Source organism: Listeria immobilis, assembly GCF_014322845.1.
In the GTDB taxonomy this organism is placed as follows: domain Bacteria; phylum Bacillota; class Bacilli; order Lactobacillales; family Listeriaceae; genus Listeria; species Listeria immobilis.
This window is the reverse complement of record NZ_JAASUA010000001.1, coordinates 85,478-102,399: the sequence shown is the minus strand read 5'-3', so window position 1 is coordinate 102,399 and position 16,922 is coordinate 85,478. Positions and strand designations below refer to the sequence as shown.

General features: G+C 34.2%; 18 protein-coding genes. All 18 read right to left on the bottom strand.

Annotation, left to right across the window (positions count from 1 at the left end; all coding sequences use genetic code 11):
- Positions 1-9: 9 nt before the first annotated feature.
- Entirely contained in the window at positions 10-912 is a 903-nt protein-coding gene (xerC, locus tag HCJ45_RS00700) for a tyrosine recombinase XerC (RefSeq protein WP_187123724.1), read from the bottom strand.
- A gap of 285 nt (positions 913-1,197) precedes the next feature.
- Positions 1,198-2,502 carry an FADH(2)-oxidizing methylenetetrahydrofolate--tRNA-(uracil(54)-C(5))-methyltransferase TrmFO gene (gene trmFO / locus HCJ45_RS00695; protein WP_185348574.1) on the bottom strand — a complete coding sequence of 435 codons (1,305 nt, stop codon included), beginning with the start codon at positions 2,500-2,502 and terminating at the stop codon, positions 1,198-1,200.
- Positions 2,503-2,566: 64 nt separating this feature from the next.
- A complete protein-coding gene (gene topA / locus HCJ45_RS00690) occupies positions 2,567-4,645 on the bottom strand; it encodes a type I DNA topoisomerase (protein ID WP_185348576.1) in 2,079 nt (692 codons plus the stop codon).
- A 270-nt stretch (positions 4,646-4,915) separates the two neighbouring features.
- Positions 4,916-5,776, bottom strand: coding sequence for a DNA-processing protein DprA (gene dprA / locus HCJ45_RS00685; RefSeq protein WP_187123723.1), 861 nt, complete (start codon positions 5,774-5,776; stop codon positions 4,916-4,918).
- 133 nt (positions 5,777-5,909) lie between these two features.
- Positions 5,910-6,695 carry a ribonuclease HII gene (locus HCJ45_RS00680; RefSeq protein WP_187123722.1) on the bottom strand — a complete coding sequence of 262 codons (786 nt, stop codon included), beginning with the start codon at positions 6,693-6,695 and terminating at the stop codon, positions 5,910-5,912.
- On the bottom strand, positions 6,692-7,555 hold the full coding sequence (ylqF, locus tag HCJ45_RS00675) for a ribosome biogenesis GTPase YlqF (RefSeq protein WP_187123721.1): 864 nt from the start codon (positions 7,553-7,555) through the stop codon (positions 6,692-6,694). Before ylqF ends, HCJ45_RS00680 begins: the two co-directional genes overlap by 4 nt.
- 9 nt (positions 7,556-7,564) lie before the next feature.
- Positions 7,565-8,107: a type I signal peptidase SipZ gene (gene sipZ / locus HCJ45_RS00670; RefSeq protein ID WP_187123720.1), complete on the bottom strand. Its 543-nt coding sequence runs from the start codon at positions 8,105-8,107 to the stop codon at positions 7,565-7,567.
- A gap of 102 nt (positions 8,108-8,209) precedes the next feature.
- Complete coding sequence (gene sipY / locus HCJ45_RS00665; protein WP_187123719.1) at positions 8,210-8,779, bottom strand: type I signal peptidase SipY; 570 nt, start codon at positions 8,777-8,779, stop codon at positions 8,210-8,212.
- A gap of 33 nt (positions 8,780-8,812) precedes the next feature.
- Positions 8,813-9,379: a type I signal peptidase SipX gene (gene sipX / locus HCJ45_RS00660; RefSeq protein WP_187123718.1), complete on the bottom strand. Its 567-nt coding sequence runs from the start codon at positions 9,377-9,379 to the stop codon at positions 8,813-8,815.
- Between the two features lie 117 nt (positions 9,380-9,496).
- The gene (gene clpX / locus HCJ45_RS00655) at positions 9,497-10,756 is read right to left on the bottom strand and encodes an ATP-dependent protease ATP-binding subunit ClpX (RefSeq protein ID WP_185380862.1); all 1,260 of its coding nucleotides are present in this window, start codon (positions 10,754-10,756) and stop codon (positions 9,497-9,499) included.
- Between the two features lie 184 nt (positions 10,757-10,940).
- Positions 10,941-12,224 (bottom strand): trigger factor, encoded by a 1,284-nt coding sequence (gene tig, locus HCJ45_RS00650; protein WP_187123717.1) that lies wholly within the window; start codon positions 12,222-12,224, stop codon positions 10,941-10,943.
- 115 nt (positions 12,225-12,339) lie between these two features.
- A complete protein-coding gene (locus HCJ45_RS00645) occupies positions 12,340-13,278 on the bottom strand; it encodes a hypothetical protein (protein ID WP_187123716.1) in 939 nt (312 codons plus the stop codon).
- A gap of 806 nt (positions 13,279-14,084) precedes the next feature.
- The gene (locus HCJ45_RS00640; RefSeq protein ID WP_187123715.1) at positions 14,085-14,471 is read right to left on the bottom strand and encodes a hypothetical protein; all 387 of its coding nucleotides are present in this window, start codon (positions 14,469-14,471) and stop codon (positions 14,085-14,087) included.
- A 16-nt stretch (positions 14,472-14,487) separates the two neighbouring features.
- Complete coding sequence (locus tag HCJ45_RS00635) at positions 14,488-14,790, bottom strand: hypothetical protein (RefSeq protein WP_187123714.1); 303 nt, start codon at positions 14,788-14,790, stop codon at positions 14,488-14,490.
- Between the two features lie 458 nt (positions 14,791-15,248).
- Positions 15,249-15,659: a hypothetical protein gene (locus HCJ45_RS00630; protein WP_185380634.1), complete on the bottom strand. Its 411-nt coding sequence runs from the start codon at positions 15,657-15,659 to the stop codon at positions 15,249-15,251.
- A 13-nt stretch (positions 15,660-15,672) separates the two neighbouring features.
- On the bottom strand, positions 15,673-15,822 hold the full coding sequence (locus HCJ45_RS00625; RefSeq protein ID WP_187123713.1) for a hypothetical protein: 150 nt from the start codon (positions 15,820-15,822) through the stop codon (positions 15,673-15,675).
- Between the two features lie 5 nt (positions 15,823-15,827).
- Complete coding sequence (locus HCJ45_RS00620) at positions 15,828-16,322, bottom strand: T7SS effector LXG polymorphic toxin (protein ID WP_222717870.1); 495 nt, start codon at positions 16,320-16,322, stop codon at positions 15,828-15,830.
- A 344-nt stretch (positions 16,323-16,666) separates the two neighbouring features.
- Positions 16,667-16,882: a helix-turn-helix domain-containing protein gene (locus HCJ45_RS00615; protein WP_187123712.1), complete on the bottom strand. Its 216-nt coding sequence runs from the start codon at positions 16,880-16,882 to the stop codon at positions 16,667-16,669.
- Positions 16,883-16,922 lie beyond the last annotated feature (40 nt).

Sequence of the window (16,922 nt, the reverse complement as noted above, 5' to 3'; positions counted from 1 at the left end):
CCTCCAAATTTAAGCCCTCGGATGATGTTTCATATAGGTAGATTTTAAATGTTCTTTTGTAACGTGTGTATAAATTTGTGTCGATGATAAGCTAGCATGCCCTAGTAACTCCTGAACAGTTCTCATATCTGCGCCATTATTAAGCAAATCAGTCGCGAAAGTATGACGCAACATGTGAGGATGAATTTTTCGAGTCAATGATGCTTTACTTATTATTTTTGTAAGACAGTAACGGATTCCTCTAGTTGTAAGTGGATCTCCATAATGATTAATTAATAGTGCATCATGTGTTTTGTTAAAACGTTTCATTAATTCTAATCGCTTATCCAAATAATCTGTAATCGCGTCCTCTGCGTATACACCAAAAGGCACATACCGTTCTTTATTCCCTTTTCCTCGAATAAGTATTGCTTGGTAGCTTTTATCAATATCTGTTAACAAAATACCTGCACATTCACTTACCCGTATTCCAGTGCCATATAATACTTCTAAAAGCACTCTATCTCGCAGTGTAAGCGTTTCATTATCTTCATAAACTACCTGAAACAAAGCTTCCATTTCTTCTGAATAGAAAAATTTGGGAAGCCTTAGCTGATTTTTCGCATGTGATACATAAGTAAACGGATTTTCAGCAATTACATTCTCTCTTAAAAGAAAAGTGTAAAAACTCCGTAAACTTGAAATCTTTCTCGCAACAGTTGTTCGTGAAAAAGCTTTCTGTTTCAATTCGGTTAAATAAATTCGAACGTCTAGAAACGTAACTTGTTCATAGTGCGTAATAGCTTGTTCATTTAGAAAACGACGAAAATCAAGCAAATCATTTTCATAGGCAGTACTTGTATTGTCTGAATAGTTTCGTTCTGAATGGAGATAGTCAAGAAATAGTTGCTCCCACTTTCCCTCCTGATTCATGCTAATACACCTCTCAAACACTCTCATGTTAACATAACAACATACTAGTTGCAATGATTTTATCCATTTTTCGCAACTTTTCGAATTAATTAGGTTTTATATTCAATTTAAACAATTAGCTTTTCTTTTGTGAAAAAAACAACATTTATATACAAAAGGTTTCTTTAACTATTCACTCGAAAGAAAAACTGCCTTTTCATCCCAATTTACTCTTTAGAAAAGTCTAAAAATGAAAATCATGATGAAAAGAACAGTAACTAATTGCCCTAAATCATTATAGTGTTTTTATACTTGTTCTGCAACCCCTTTAATTGCATTTAGTGCTCTTTCTGCTAGCTTTTCATTACGTTCTTGTTTCGCTCTGATTTTGGATGTTAATTCAGGAAATAGTCCAAAATTGACATTCATTGGTTGAAATGATTTTTTACTTGTACTTGTAATATAATTTGCTAAACTACCAATTGCAGTTTCATTTGGAAAAATAATTAGTTCTTTTTCTTCTACAAACTTGGCTGCATTAATTCCAGCTGCAAGTCCACTAGCTGCCGATTCAACATATCCTTCAACACCTGTCATTTGACCAGCAAAAAATAAGTCATTTCTTGATTTAAGTTGATAAGTTGGTTCCAGTACTGTTGGCGAATTAATAAAAGTATTACGATGCATTACTCCATAACGGACAATTTCCGCATTTTCTAACCCAGGTATCATACCAAAAACTCGTTTTTGTTCGCCCCATTTAAGATGTGTTTGAAAACCTACCATATTATAGAGTGTTCCTGCTGCATCATCTTGGCGTAATTGTAATACTGCATATGGTCTTTTGCCTGTTTTCGGATTTTCAAGCCCCACAGGTTTTAGCGGACCAAATAACATTGTTTTAATTCCACGTTTTGCCATCACTTCAATTGGCATGCATCCTTCAAAAAACACTTCTTTTTCAAATTCTTTTAATGCTGCTGTTTCTGCAGTTACTAAAGCTTCATAAAAAGCGTGGAATTCTTCCTCCGACATAGGACAATTTAAATATGCTGCTTCACCTTTATCATATCTAGATTTTAAATATACCTTCTCCATATCAATACTATCTTTTTCAATAATTGGTGCTGCTGCATCATAAAAGTAAAGATACTCTTCACCAGTTAATTGTTTTATTTCTTCTGCAAGGGCTGGACTTGTTAATGGACCTGTTGCAATAATTGTTGGGCCTTCAGGAATAGTTGTTACTTCTTCATTATGCACTGTAACCAGTGGATGATTTTTCACCTTATCAGTAATATAGCCAGAAAATTCATGACGATCTACTGCAAGCGCTCCTCCTGCTGGTACAGAAGCTTTATCAGCAGCTTCAATAATAATAGAATCAAGTATTCGCATCTCTTCTTTTATTACACCTACTGCATTAGTTAACCCATTTGCTCTTAATGAGTTGGTACACACGAGTTCTGCAAATTTGTCTGTGTGATGCGCTGGTGTTTGTTTCACCGGTCGCATTTCATATAAATCAACCGCTACGCCTCTTTTTACTAATTGCCATGCTGCTTCACTTCCTGCAAGACCTGCTCCAATTACATTTACTCTTTTTTCCATTAGTCCGCCTCCTCGCGCAACAATGGCAACACAAAGGAACTCCCAGTGCTGCCATTTTTTCTATTTATTGTTGTGTTGATTCCTTATAATCACAATTTGTACATTGAATTTGTACGCCTTTTTTAAGTTTCTTTTCAACCAATGCTCGCTCATTACATTTTGGACAAGCTCTTTCTACTGGTTTATCCCATGAAACATAATCACAATCTGGATAACGATCACAACCATAAAAAATTCGTTTTTTCTTACTCTTTCTTTCTATTACGTGTCCTTTATCACATTTCGGACAAGTAACACCGATTTCTTTTACAATTGCTTTAGTATTTCGGCAATCAGGGAATCTACTACATGCTAAGAATTTACCATATTTCCCCATTTTGAATACCATTGGCGCACCGCAAAGATCACAATCGATTCCAGCTGGTTCGTCTTTGATTTCAATTTTTTCCATTTCAGCATCTGCTTTTATCACATTTGGTTCGAATTGTTTATAAAATTCATCAATTACTTTAACCCATTCCAATTGTCCATGCTCTACTTCATCTAACTCGCTTTCCATGTTAGCTGTGAACTTCACATCTAAAATTTCTGGGAAGTATTCTTCAATCATCTCATTGACAATTTCGCCAAGTTCCGTTGGGATAAAACGTTTATTCGTCAATGATACGTAATTTCGACGTTGAATAGTGTCTAACGTTGGTGAATAGGTAGATGGACGACCAATCCCTATTTCCTCAAGTGTTTTTACCAATCTAGCTTCCGTATAACGTGGAGGTGGCTGTGTGAAGTGCTGACGCTGTTCTAGTGATTCTGACTGCACTGTATCACCTTTTTTTAAATCTGGTAAAATATTTTCTTTTTCTTCTGTGTTATCATCATTACTTTCAACATATACTTTCATAAAACCATGGAACTTAATTTTGGACCCGTTTGCTCTAAAGTTCACGCCATTATTATCAAGGTCGACACGCATTGTATCAAGGACTGCTGGAGTCATTTGACTAGCAATAAATCGTTCCCAAATTAAACGGTACAAGCGAAGTTGATCGCGCGTTAAATATTCTTTCATTGCTTGTGGACTTCTCATCGCACTCGTTGGACGTATTGCTTCATGGGCATCTTGAGCGCCTTTTGCATTTTTATCGGAACGTTTATGCTCACGGGAAAATTCAGATCCATAAGTTTCTTTAATGTAATTGCCAGCTTCTAAAATAGCGGAATCTGCAATACGGGTGGAATCGGTACGCATATAGGTAATTAGCCCAACTGTACCTTGTTTACCAAGTGTAATACCTTCATACAGTTGTTGTGCAAGCATCATTGTTTTACGAGTTCGATAATTTAATTTTCGTGCTGCTTCTTGTTGTAAGCTGGATGTCGTAAAAGGAGCTGCGGGATTTCTAAGCCGTTCTTTTTTGGTTACATCTGTAACGTCAAAGTTTTTTCCTTTAATGGCAGACATGACTTCTTTTACATCATCAGCTGTTGAAAGTTTTTTCTTTTTGCCATTTACTCCATAAAAATTGGCTTGAAACTTCTTCTTACCCTTAAGAAAATTACCATCAATTGTCCAATATTCTTCTGGTTTAAAATTATTAATTTCTTTCTCTCTATCAATAATAATGCGAAGTGCAATTGATTGAACCCGTCCTGCACTTAAACCTTTTTTCACTTTCTTCCATAAGATCGGACTAATATTATATCCAACTAACCGGTCCAATATTCTCCGTGCTTGCTGGGCATTTACTAAATCCATGTCAATTTTCCGAGGAGTTTTAAATGATTCTTTCACTGCTTCTTTTGTAATTTCATTAAATACAACTCGAAGGTCATCTGTTTGATCTAAATCAAGACTATTCGCCAAATGCCATGCGATTGCTTCTCCTTCGCGATCTGGATCGGCTGCTAGATAGACTTTCTTTGCTTTTTTTGCTGCTTGTTTTAATTCTTTTAAAACCGGACCTTTACCACGGATCGTGATATATCTTGGTTCGTAGTCATGTTCTGTGTCAACACCCATCTGACTTTTCGGTAAATCTCGTACATGTCCCATAGATGCTTTGACTTTAAATTTTTTTCCCAAATACTTTTCAATCGTTTTTGCTTTTGCAGGTGACTCTACAATCACTAAATAATCTGCCATATTAATATATTCCTCCCTGATTTGGGTCAATACACGGGCTTTACTAGTGGTGTTAAAAAAGATTTCAGCCCTAGCCTCGCGTTCAATAAGTTTTGCATGCTTTATTTTCACATAATTCAGTAGTAAATAATAGCCCTTCCTACTGCGTTTGTCAATGACTTTAAATAAAAAATCATTAATTTATGTTTTTTTCAGCTTTCTTTAGCAAACTTATCTTAAAAAATCAGGAATTGCAAGTCAAATCACTTATAAATAGTATTTTCACTACTTTTATAGCTTTATTTGAAAAAATTCTTCTATTATATTGTTTGCATTTATAACTAACTTTGCACCTTCTTGAATTAAATTATTTGTCCCTTTACATGTATCACTAAAAATACTTCCTGGCACTGCAAAAACTTGCCGATTTTGTTCCAGGGCAAAGTCAGCTGTAATAAGTGAGCCACTTCTTTCGGCAGCTTCAATTATCACTGTTCCAAGTGCTAATCCACTAATAATTCTGTTTCGTTCAGGAAAATACCAACGCCTTGCTTCTTCTGTTGGTAAATATTCACTCAAAATTAAGCCCTTTTGAGAAATTTCGTTTGCTAACTGTATATTTTTCTTTGGATAAATGTTTTCTACACCTGAACCAAGCACAGCAATTGTATTTCCATTTGTTATACAAGCTGCTAAATGTGCCTCGGTGTCTATCCCATTCGCGAGTCCGCTAACGACTGTTATATTTTGACGAGCTAATTGTTTTGCAATCGACATACAAGCTTTACGACCATAATCACTCATTTTTCTAGTTCCTACTACTGCAACGGCTTGTCTATGAAATAATTCCACATCACCCTTGCAAAAAAGTAGTGGTGGTGCTTCATAAATTTCTTTTAGTAGTTTTGGATATTCATCATCCAGTATAAAAATTATTGTTACTTCATCATTTGTGTAAGGTGCAGCATTTTCTAATTCGTTAATTATCTGATTAGCTTTATCCTCATTAAAAAAAGAAGCAACAAATTCTGTCACTTGTATATCCCACTGATTAAAGTCAGACAGCTTCTGCCAAATTCCAGCTCGTTTTTTTGCAGAAATTGATGGGCATGATGCTATTTTCAGCCAAGTTGTTCGTTCTTTAAAATTCAATAAATGCACCTCCTAGTAGTTAAATAGAGTTTACAAATATCTGCTTTATTTGTAAAATGAGCAAAAATCCTTATACAACGAAAAAAAGCCTATTATCCAAATAGAAAACAGGCTTTTTCATTAAAAGAAAATGCTATTTTAAACTGTCAAAATGTAACTTTGCTTCTTTTACTGGCGAAAAACTTAAACGATGGATTGGACAAATCCCCAATGTGTCTAACCCATGCAAATGTTTTTTTGTTCCGTAACCCATGTTTTGCGCAAAATCATACCCTGGGTAAGAAATCTCATATTCTTTCATTAGCTTATCTCGCGTTACTTTAGCTATTATGGAAGCAGCAGCAATGGATATACTTTTCGTATCGCCTTTAATTATCGATAACTCTGCATCTTGATATTTTAGAGGCATTGCATCAATTAATACAAAATCTGCTTTAGGTTCTAGTTCATTTAATGCTTTTCTCATAGCTAATTTAGTCGCCTCATAAATATTTACTTTATCAATTATATCATGCTCAATGATACCTACTCCAATAGAAATGGCTTGCTGTCTTATCAACTCAAAAAGCGCTTCTCTTTTCGTTTCATTTAACTGTTTAGAATCATTAATTCCAACCACAGCAAAATCTTCTGGCAAAATCACAGCAGCCGCAACTACTGGACCAGCGAGCGGACCTCGCCCAACCTCATCTACTCCAGCAATTAGTTTATACCCTTGTTTATATAAGTCTATTTCGTATTGTTTCATTTCAAGCAATTTTTCTTTTAATTGGGCTTCTTTTTCCCATTTCTTCTGAACAGAAATAAGTAGCTTTTGAACTCCTTTGCGTTTATCATTTAAACACAATTGAAAAAAAGGATCATTTCTTGAAGACACTTGACTTAGTTTTTTTTGAATAGTTGAAATAGAGTCACTCATTCTGCATCTTCTTCCCAATTAGGGAAATCAAAGGACATTCTTCCTAATTTTTGCTGACGAATTTCTCTAACTACTGTTTCGGCGGCACGCGAATAATCTGGATCATTATATCGATCTAAAAGTCCTCTTTTTTCAGCAATACAAGCTAGTGTTTCAATAGGATCTTCAGACACTTTCTCCACTTTTAACCAGTTCTCTAAACGATCTGGGTAATGCTTTTCTAAAAAGTGTAAGCCATATCCTGCAATTTCTTCCATTTGAAGTAAATCATCTTTAATTGCACCAGTTAATGCCAATTTATAACCAATTTCTTGATCTTCAAATTTAGGCCACAGTATCCCTGGTGTATCTAAAAGTTCTAAAGTTTTCCCAACTTTAATCCATTGTTGCGCTTTTGTTACACCTGGTTTATTACCAGTGCGCGCAATATTTTTCTTTGCAAGTCGATTTATTAATGTGGATTTACCAACATTAGGAATACCTAAGATCATCGCACGTATTGCACGTGGTTTCATTCCCTTACTTCTTAGGCGTTCAAATTTTTCAGCCATTAATTTTTCAGCTGCTTGTTCAATTTTGAATAGACCTTTCCCTTCTTGCGCGTTGACCGCAACTGCCGGTAAGCCTTTCTCAGCAAAATAATCTATCCATTCTTTTGTTGTTTTTTCATCAGCTGTATCTGCTTTATTTAAAATAATCACTCGTCTTTTTTGATGAATAATTTCTTCTAGCATTGGATTAGAAGAAGAAAGCGGAATACGTGCATCCACTAATTCAAAAATCACATCAACTAGTTTTAATTTTTCAGTTACTTCACGACGAGCTTTGGCCATATGACCTGGAAACCATTGAATTGTCATTATTTACTCCTAATCTATAAGTTTGGCATTTTCAATTGGCCAGTAACAAATTGGTGTTGTCCCGAGTATTATGCTTTGTGGAATAGGACCAATAATGCGACTATCCTTACTTGCTCTACGATTATCACCTAAAACAAAATAAGTATCTTTTGGTACTTTTCCACCCTCCAATTGATCTTTGGAACTATAATCATCTGTTAAATAACCGTCTTTTAGTTTTTCCTTGTAAGTATCTAAATACGGCTCATCATATTTTTTATCGTTAATATAGAGCTGATCTGCTTTATATTCTACCGTATCGCCAGGGAGCCCAATTACTCGTTTAATGTATTCTTTTCCATCATTTTCACGAAAAACGATGACATCAAAACGATCTACATGTCCAAATCGATTAATAATTACGCGATCATCATTATGGAGTGTCGGCATCATCGAAATTCCATCTACCAGGATAGGGACAAATAAATAAAAACGGATTATAACAGCAATTAACACTGCTAAAACAGCCGCCCAAATCCAAGACCATAACCGTTTTAAATTCTTTTCTTTCAAGAAATTGCACCGCCCTGTTTTTTACTAATAGTATTATTATATACGAAAAAACGTTCATTTAATAGAGAAATCCGTGAAAAAGTAGCTTTCACGGATTTCTAGTTAATTTCCAAATTGCAAAACTGTTCCATTTACAGTTGTATCATCAATGAATCCAAAAACGCGGCTATCTGAACTTCCTCCACGATTATCTCCAAGCACAAACAGTTTTCCTTCTGGTACTTTGCTCTCACCTGTCATATCCTCTAATGTATAGTCCGCAATATAAGGTTTTTGAGTTGGATCCGGATTCCATAATGTTAATGTACTTTCTGGCAAATAACTTTCTACTTTACGTTTACCATTCAAGTATAATTCTCCATTTTTAAATGCTATTTTATCTCCGGGCAAACCGATTACTCGTTTGATGAAATGTTCTCCAGTTCCAATCATCGGCGGCTCATCAAACACAATAATGTCAAAACGCTTTGGATTCGTTATTTTTTCGATAAAAATCCGATCACCATCTTGATAGGTTGGCTCCATAGATGTGCCTTCTACTTTTACGGGTGCAATAACAAAATGGCGAACTACTAAAGCTATTGCCAATGCCACTACAATAACAAGCACCCAACTTAATAATTGCTGTGCCCCGCTTTTTTTCTTGGGCTGTTCTTTGTCATTTTCTTGCATCCATGTCTCCTCCTAGGCTTGCTGCAGTTTTAATTATCGTTTTAATGATTTTCCAAATGAAATTACTTTTCCAAGTACACTATCCTGTGAAATAAAGCCAATATAACGACTATCTTTACTCACTTGGCGATTATCACCTAATACAAATAATTTGCCTTCAGGAACAGTAAGTGCGCCATTAGAACCTTTGATTTCAGCCATAGTAAAATTAGGATCTCCATTCGCATCTGTTGTTAAATAACCACTTTGTAACGCATCTTTTTCCGAATCTAAGTAAGGTTCATCATATTTTTTATCATTAATATACAATTGATCTTCTTTATATTCTACTTTATCTCCAGGAAGTCCAATTACCCGCTTAATATACTCTGCATTTTCTTCATCAGGAGCTGGAAACACAATGATGTCAAAACGATCTGGTTCTGATACTTTATTAATAAATAAATGTTCCCCATCATGTAGTGTTGGGTCCATTGATTCACCATTAACAGTAACTGGAGAAATTAAAAAATAGCGAATGCCGAAAGCTAGCACAAGCGCAATGATAATTATTTTTATCCATCCAAATGCCCCTGAAAAAAATTTATTTTCATTTTTCATGTTTTTTTATCCTCTCCAACTAATATTAGTAAAGTATAGCACGAAACAAGCCAAATGTTGAAATAAAAAAGCTGATTTAATAGAAAAATGCGCGCCAATTATGACGCGCATCTAAAATCATGCTGATGTTTTAATTGGAATTATGGAACCATCCTCTAATTGTAGTTGTGGTTCTTCTTCCCCACGTGCTGCTTTTTCAGTAATAATACATTTTGTAATATCATCACGAGAAGGAATTTCGAACATTACTTCTAGCATAATTTGCTCAATAATAGAACGAAGACCACGTGCACCTGTTTTACGTTCAATCGCTTCTTTCGCAATTTCTATCAATGCAGTAGGTTCAAATTCAAGTTCTACATCATCTAGCTCTAACATGCGTTTATATTGTTTTACTAGCGCATTTTTTGGTTCTGTTAAAATAGAAACTAATGCTGCTTCGTCTAACTGTTCCAAAGTTGCAATTACTGGCAAACGACCAATAAATTCAGGTATTAGACCGAATTTCAGTAAATCTTCTGGAACAACACGAGACAAGTAAGTTTCGTCTTCTTTGAGTTTTGCATTATCCGTACCAAATCCAATGACCTTCTCACCCATTCGATTTTTTACGATTTGCTCAATTCCATCAAATGCTCCACCAACGATAAATAGAATGTTTCCTGTATCAATTTGAATTAACTCTTGATGAGGATGTTTTCTACCGCCTTGTGGAGGAACACTTGCAACAGTCCCTTCTAAAATTTTCAGTAAAGCTTGTTGAACGCCTTCACCGGAAACATCTCTAGTAATAGATGGGTTTTCAGATTTACGAGCAACTTTGTCAATTTCATCAATGTAGATAATACCTTTTTCGGCTTTTTCCACATCGTAGTCTGCTGATTGAATAAGTTTAAGAAGAATATTTTCTACATCTTCTCCGACATAACCAGCTTCTGTAAGTGAAGTCGCATCTGCAATTGCAAATGGAACGTTAAGAATTCGCGCTAATGTTTGAGCAAGTAGCGTTTTACCACTACCGGTTGGGCCAATTAAACAAATATTACTTTTTGAAAGTTCTACTTCATCTTCTTTAGTTTCATTAGAATTAACACGCTTATAATGATTATAAACAGCTACAGAAAGAGCCTTTTTGGCACGCTCTTGCCCTATAACATAATCACTTAATATATGACGAATTTCCTGTGGTTTTGGCACTTCACCAAAATCAACAAATTCAGAAACACCTAGCTCTTCTTCAATAATTTCGTTACAAAGCTCGATACATTCATCACAAATATAAACGCCTGGACCAGCCACTAATTTACGTACTTGATCTTGAGTCTTTCCGCAAAAGGAGCATTTAAGTTGGCCTTTTTCATCGTTAAATTTAAACATAATATTTCACCCCTTCGCATAGGTATGTTTCATATAGGTGAATTTTTCATCTCCTATGTGTGTTAATAATAGCATTTGTTTTATAGAAATGCCAATCATCTGTATTCATATTTCTACATTCAGAAGGACACGAGTATAACTCATGTCCTTCATTTTTGAATGAAATTATTAAATCAACTTTGGCTTATTTTTCCACAGCGCTATCTAATAATACATCAATAGCTTTACGGATTTTAAGATCTGATTTAAGTTCGCTCATGTCACCAAGTGCGGCACGAACTGCATCTTTTTCCATACCATATTTTTCAGCTAATGTTGCAATTTCTTCATCAATAGCTTCTTCAGTTGGCTCAATATTCTCTGCTTCAGCAATTGCTTCAAGCACTAAGTTCATTTTTACGCGTTTTTCAGCGTCTTTTTCCATTTGTGCATGCATTGCTTCTTCTGTTTGACCAGTAAATTGGTAATATAATTCAGGAGTTAATCCTTGAGCTTGTAGATCTTGTGCAAAATGATTCATTAAGTGATCTGCTTCATGATGAACCATTGCATGTGGAATGTCCACTTCTGCATTTTCAACAGCTTTAGCAATCACTTCTTCTTGCTTAGCTTGAGCTACAGAATCTTCTTTTGCTTCTTGTAAACGTTTAGAGATTTTTTCTTTTAGTTCATCTAAAGTTTCTACTTCTTCGTCAATGTCTTTTGCAAGTTCATCATCAAGAGCAGGAACTTCTTTTGTTTTGATTTCATGTAATTTCACTTTGAAAACTACAGGTTGTCCAGCTAAATCTTCCGCATGATATTCTTCTGGGAAAGTTAACTCAATATCTGCTTCATCGCCAGCTTTTAAACCAACTAATTTTTCTTCAAAGCCAGGAATAAATTGTCCGCTACCAAGTTCTAGCGAATGATTTTCAGCTTGTCCACCTTCGAAAGCTACACCATCTTTGAATCCTTCAAAATCAAGAATTACTGTGTCGCCATTTTCAGCTGGGGCATCTTCTTTTACAACTAACTCAGCTTGACGCTCTTGTAATTGTTTCAATTCTTCTTCTAATTCTTCTGTTGTAAGTTCTGTTTCACGTTTTTCTACTTCAAGACCTTTATAGTCTCCAAGTTTAACTTCTGGTTTTACAGTGACATCTGCTGTTAATACCCAAGTTTCACCTTTATCCATAGATTCAATGTTTACTTGAGGAGTGTCAACTGGATCGATTCCAGCTTCATCAATTGCTGCAGAGTATACTTCTGGAAGCAAAATATCAAGTGCATCTTGATAAAGAGCTTCTTCGCCGAAACGTTGATTGAAAATTTGACGTGGAACTTTTCCTTTACGGAATCCAGGCACATTAAGAGTTTTACGTACTTTTACGAAAGCTCTATCTAAACCTTCTTTTACTTTTTCTTGTTCAATTTCAAAAGTAAGTTTTCCAACATTACCTTCTTGTTTTTCCCATTTTACTGACATGGTATAATTCCCTCCATCATCTATTTAGATCAAATTTAATTACTCTCATGACAAGTTTCAGCCATACTTATTAATAATAACACAGATATCCCTGACTTGAAAACAACAAATATCATTATATTAAATAATTTTGCTGCCTTATTTCCAACTCTTCAATAAACAAAATTGCTTCCTCTACGCTGCTAGGATTTACATTATCCGAAAGAACACTACTATCACCATACAAAGCATTTGCCCATTGGTAATATGCACTCACCCATATTTCGGAATCTTTTGGTTCTAGCTCAAATGGATAGAGCAAAAATAAATGTTGTTGTATGATACCTAAAACCTGCTCCAGTAAACTAGGGTTGCTATTTTCTAGTTCTTCTGTTAATCCAGCAAATAAAGCTTGTGCAAAATCATTTTCTGCGAGCATAGGTACAGTTGTCGGATTAAAAAAGCCTGTTTTCGCTATTTTTCGCACTTGTATTTCTTCATCTACTTCTTTTTCTTGCATTAGCTCAAAAATCATTGACTGTACAAATGGCGAAAAATTTTCATCAGCTAGGAAATTTTTAAAAACTGGTAAAAATGTATCAATTTCTAAAAATCTAGCTTCTTGTAAAAATTCAAGTTGCTCCGCTGTTTGCCAAGATGCAAATTCGCGAATATCTTTTCGAGAAACAAACTTTTTGGGGAACTGAATCACATTATCCGCCATTGGTTCGTTCGGCTCGCTTTGTTCTTCTTCCATATAATGTCGTACTAAAGTAAAGTAGGTATCCATATTATCTTCTTTCATAAAAGTAACGGATAGTTCTCCTAAAATTTCTTTACTATAGCCATTCATTGTTAAAAAGTTTTGCCCTATTTCTTGTGCTTTCTTCGTTTTATCTGTTTGATTATAAAACTTAATTAATCTATGTACAATTTCTTCGTTGCAAGGTTCTTGATGATACGCGTTTTCCAAATAATTTAGCGTGCTCATTAACTCATCTTCTGACAACGAAGCAATCCCTTTTTCCAAAAATTTTTTAACACTTACTGGAAAAAAAGCGCCACTTCCATTCATTGTTTTATCTCCTTTTAGTTGAAAAAACTTTATTTATTCTTATTGGATTTACCCTAATTGTAAAAATTCTAACCAATTTTAGCAAAATAGGTTGATTTTGTTTGGTTTATTCTACTTGGATAGTTTGGTTCTGTCAAGGGGGTTTTTAGTGGCTAATTCTTATAAATATTCTTACTAAGGATCCGCTTAACCTTTATTAATTACTGATTCATTTTTCATTTTAGAAAATCAAAAAAACTCCAATATGTAATCGCGGCCTTTATCATGTTTTCTTTAACCATTATTGCTTTAAAATGAGATTGGTGCTACTTTTTGTCAATTGTATCTTTAGTCTGACCTCACTCCCTTGAACATAAGTAACTTTTCTTTATGCTGTAGGTTTTTTCCTCTATTTCATTTGTTGTAAAATTTTAAAAAATCACCTTCACCGGGTCAACGTCTTTTGCTTGGGCTAACATATTCCCTAATCCCCCATCTTTTCCTGCCCATTTATCATGTTTTACGGTATTTTCTGGTGAGCTCTTACTTATTTTCTGTTTGAATCATTTCTTTCACTCCTTTAATTTTTGATACATGAAAAACGGTATCAGTGGTTGGCCCACTAGTACCGTTTCAGTAGTCTTCAATTTAGCTGATATTGCTTCAAATAAACATTCGAAAAGACTAGAAAAGTTCTTTGAATTTTTGTACAATAAAACATCTAGCTTTTGTTAGCTATTGGCACCTTGAATAATGAGCTTAGACTTATTATTCAAGGCTTTACTATCCGATACCAATTAGATAGTAAAGTGCATTTTTTATTTTATTTACTTATCCATTTTATAATTTTTAGTCCAATTAAGAATTTCTTTTTTGTTCGTGATTAGTTTGATAAAATTTTCTTCATCAAATTGAACTCGAGTATCTTTTATATTAACACCATGAGCCTCACTTAACATATCAATTATTATTACTTTTCCTTCTGAACTAGATAATAAATATTGATTACCTTCTAAAAATACACCTTCGTACTCGTTCCCATCATATAATTCATCACTAAAATTAGATTTCTTACCAACATCATCAGAAACTACAAAATCTATTGTTTCTTGTAAATTATCTTCATCAATTTCAGAAAGTAAGAAGTCCTCTATTTTAAATATTTGTTGCTTTTTATATGATTGTAAAATATTTATTATTTGCTTATCAATCACTTTGCTTACCTCCTATTTAAGGTTTTGGGACAGGATAGGTAGTCCACACATTTTTTAATTCATCATAAACTATTTTTATATGTGTTTCCCCTTTGGTTCCAATAACTTTCCTTGTATCAATAATACTAGAAAAAGAATTTTGTCCTTGGCTCCCTATTCCATTTGGTATAGTTTCTACAAGTTTTCCATTTTTTAATGCGTCTTGAACTATTTTATTAGCTTCTTCTGCTGAAGAAACATTAAACTTTCTAGCTCGCTTAGCAGTTGAACTATTCAAATGTTTATTCTTAATTTCAAATTTTTTAATGTTAATATCCAATCTTTTTCCAGCCCCACTGGCTTTCTTAAAGTGGGAAACCTATCTTTTAAATATGTATATGACCGTTTTGCTTTACATATTATACTTCATTCCTCTTTTACTAAATAGCCCTCTGGGACTAAATTAGCTCTAATGTAGAAAAAGAAACGATTACAATCAATTTCCACTTTGTCAATCTCGCTTAAAATAAAAAAGCACTTTACTATCCGACACCAATTAGATAGTAAAGAGCCTTTTTACTTTACTAATTTAATTATTCAATGCTTCCTTCGCGTATGAAATATCCATCTCCAAATCTAAATCTGGAAATTTTTTTGAAGTTTTTCTAATGTATCAATAAAATCTTCACTTTGTAGATTTTCTGATATATCTTCAAATACTTCGCTTATCCATTCTAATTGAGTTTCAGAACAATTACATATAAAGACAGTTTGATATACACCAAACTGTCTTTATACCTATTCTTCGTTTAATATTTCTATCGTTGGTTCAAAGGAGCTAACGACCTCAATCACATAATTCAATGTAATAATCATAAAGTGTTTCATATCATATACATCAAACATATCGTTACTAATGCCATTAATAAACTTTGAAAATTCACCATTTTCAATTTTATATATTGTGCTTTGAAAATTATCTTTTTTATATTTTTCAACTTCATCTTGATTAAAAAGATTTTCATTTAAAACAATTCCTTCATCCAACAGCCTGTAAGAAGACACAGCACCAAAATCTAACAAAACTTTATGACCATCATTTTCACCATTCAATACTATTTTTAAACCTTCCTCTTCTCCATTATTCAAATCAATAGTATATTCATCTTTGGGTATTTGTTTAATGAATGTGTCTTTCCATATTTCCATAATTTTACTCCCTTCAATATCTAATTTTTATAATTTTCTTACTTGATATTCTAATTTCTACTGTAGTCCCGCCAGTATTACTACCTGGTCTCAGCGAAACAACAGTTCCATCTTTCATTTTCCCAACTTTTCCGGGTCCATATTTTGTGTCTATATTTTTCACATCACTTAATTCCATATTGTCAAAATCTTTATTTGAAGTTTCTCTTCTAATTCTTGTTTACTCGTTTGATACACTTCCTTTAGAGCCTGATTAAATTGTAGCTGCATGCGCTGATCTGTTTCGGATAATGGGGATTGCCTCACTTGATTCTCAAGGTCATTCGCTTGGTGGATGAGTTCATTGACTCGTCGTATTTGTTCTTCCAGTTCAGACTGTGTGAGATCCCCACTGTCTACTTCACTTTGGTAACGTTCTGGGAATTTTTTGACGGCTGCTTCGGTCGCTTCTGTTAATAAAATCCCTCCCTGCACAAGGGGGTAAAGCACGGTGCTATAATAAGCTTTGGCCGAGTCATATGCTTTTCCTTTTAAAAAAGGTTCTAGCGTAAACTGACTAATCGCTTGTTGGAGTGCTTCATAGCCTTCCAAGTGTTGTTGGCAAACTTGGCTTGTACTCGTTGCTTGGGCTTTGGATTTTGATACGTACATATCGATACTCATGGTTTTTCCTCCCGTTGCATGTATTCGTATCCTCTCTTCTTTTGTTAGGCGTCCATTCTCCTGTTCTTATTATATCATTCACAAATGGAAACACTAGGAAAAACATGGAGCAAGAAAACTAAATATGTTATGGAATTTTCCTATCATCCACACACTAATAATCGGTGCTACTTTTTGTTAATCAGCCAGTTCTCGCTCCTCTAAACATAAATAACTTCCCTTCCTAACTGAATGTTTTTATAAAAAAAAAGAAAGCACTCAAAACGTGTGCCTTCTCATTATTTTTCCATATTCCCCGTGTCTTAAGGGATATTATCTTTATCTCTTATGTCTCTTTCTCTATTTCATTCGTAAAAACATTTTAAATCGCACATTAAAATTTCGCTTAAAATAACTGCATTTTGATGTGAAAGTCTTACTGTTTCTTTTTCTATGTTACTGTAACCGCTAGTGTACTTATATCCCATCTTCCTTGCGATAAAAGCCTGTGTAATTCCCCGTTGTAATCGTAGCTCTCGAATTTTATCCGTATTAATGCTTCTAGTGTCTACTGTTTTCATGTTATCTTCTTCTTATCTACACAGTTTGAGTTGTTAATAC

Excerpts from the sequence above, each read along its gene's own strand:
- HCJ45_RS00680 (WP_187123722.1), bottom strand. The coding sequence starts at position 6,695 with ATGAGTGACTCTATTTCAACTATTCAAAAAAAACTAAGTCAAGTGTCT.
- HCJ45_RS00615 (WP_187123712.1), bottom strand. The coding sequence starts at position 16,882 with ATGAAAACAGTAGACACTAGAAGCATTAATACGGATAAAATTCGAGAG.
- HCJ45_RS00630 (WP_185380634.1), bottom strand. The coding sequence starts at position 15,659 with ATGGAAATATGGAAAGACACATTCATTAAACAAATACCCAAAGATGAA.
- topA (WP_185348576.1), bottom strand. The coding sequence starts at position 4,645 with ATGGCAGATTATTTAGTGATTGTAGAGTCACCTGCAAAAGCAAAAACG.
- HCJ45_RS00645 (WP_187123716.1), bottom strand. The coding sequence starts at position 13,278 with ATGAATGGAAGTGGCGCTTTTTTTCCAGTAAGTGTTAAAAAATTTTTG.
- trmFO (WP_185348574.1), bottom strand. The coding sequence starts at position 2,502 with ATGGAAAAAAGAGTAAATGTAATTGGAGCAGGTCTTGCAGGAAGTGAA.
- tig (WP_187123717.1), bottom strand. The coding sequence starts at position 12,224 with ATGTCAGTAAAATGGGAAAAACAAGAAGGTAATGTTGGAAAACTTACT.
- ylqF (WP_187123721.1), bottom strand. The coding sequence starts at position 7,555 with ATGACAATTCAATGGTTTCCAGGTCATATGGCCAAAGCTCGTCGTGAA.
- clpX (WP_185380862.1), bottom strand. The coding sequence starts at position 10,756 with ATGTTTAAATTTAACGATGAAAAAGGCCAACTTAAATGCTCCTTTTGC.
- sipX (WP_187123718.1), bottom strand. The coding sequence starts at position 9,379 with ATGAAAAATGAAAATAAATTTTTTTCAGGGGCATTTGGATGGATAAAA.
- xerC (WP_187123724.1), bottom strand. The coding sequence starts at position 912 with ATGAATCAGGAGGGAAAGTGGGAGCAACTATTTCTTGACTATCTCCAT.
- sipY (WP_187123719.1), bottom strand. The coding sequence starts at position 8,779 with ATGCAAGAAAATGACAAAGAACAGCCCAAGAAAAAAAGCGGGGCACAG.
- HCJ45_RS00620 (WP_222717870.1), bottom strand. The coding sequence starts at position 16,322 with ATGAGTATCGATATGTACGTATCAAAATCCAAAGCCCAAGCAACGAGT.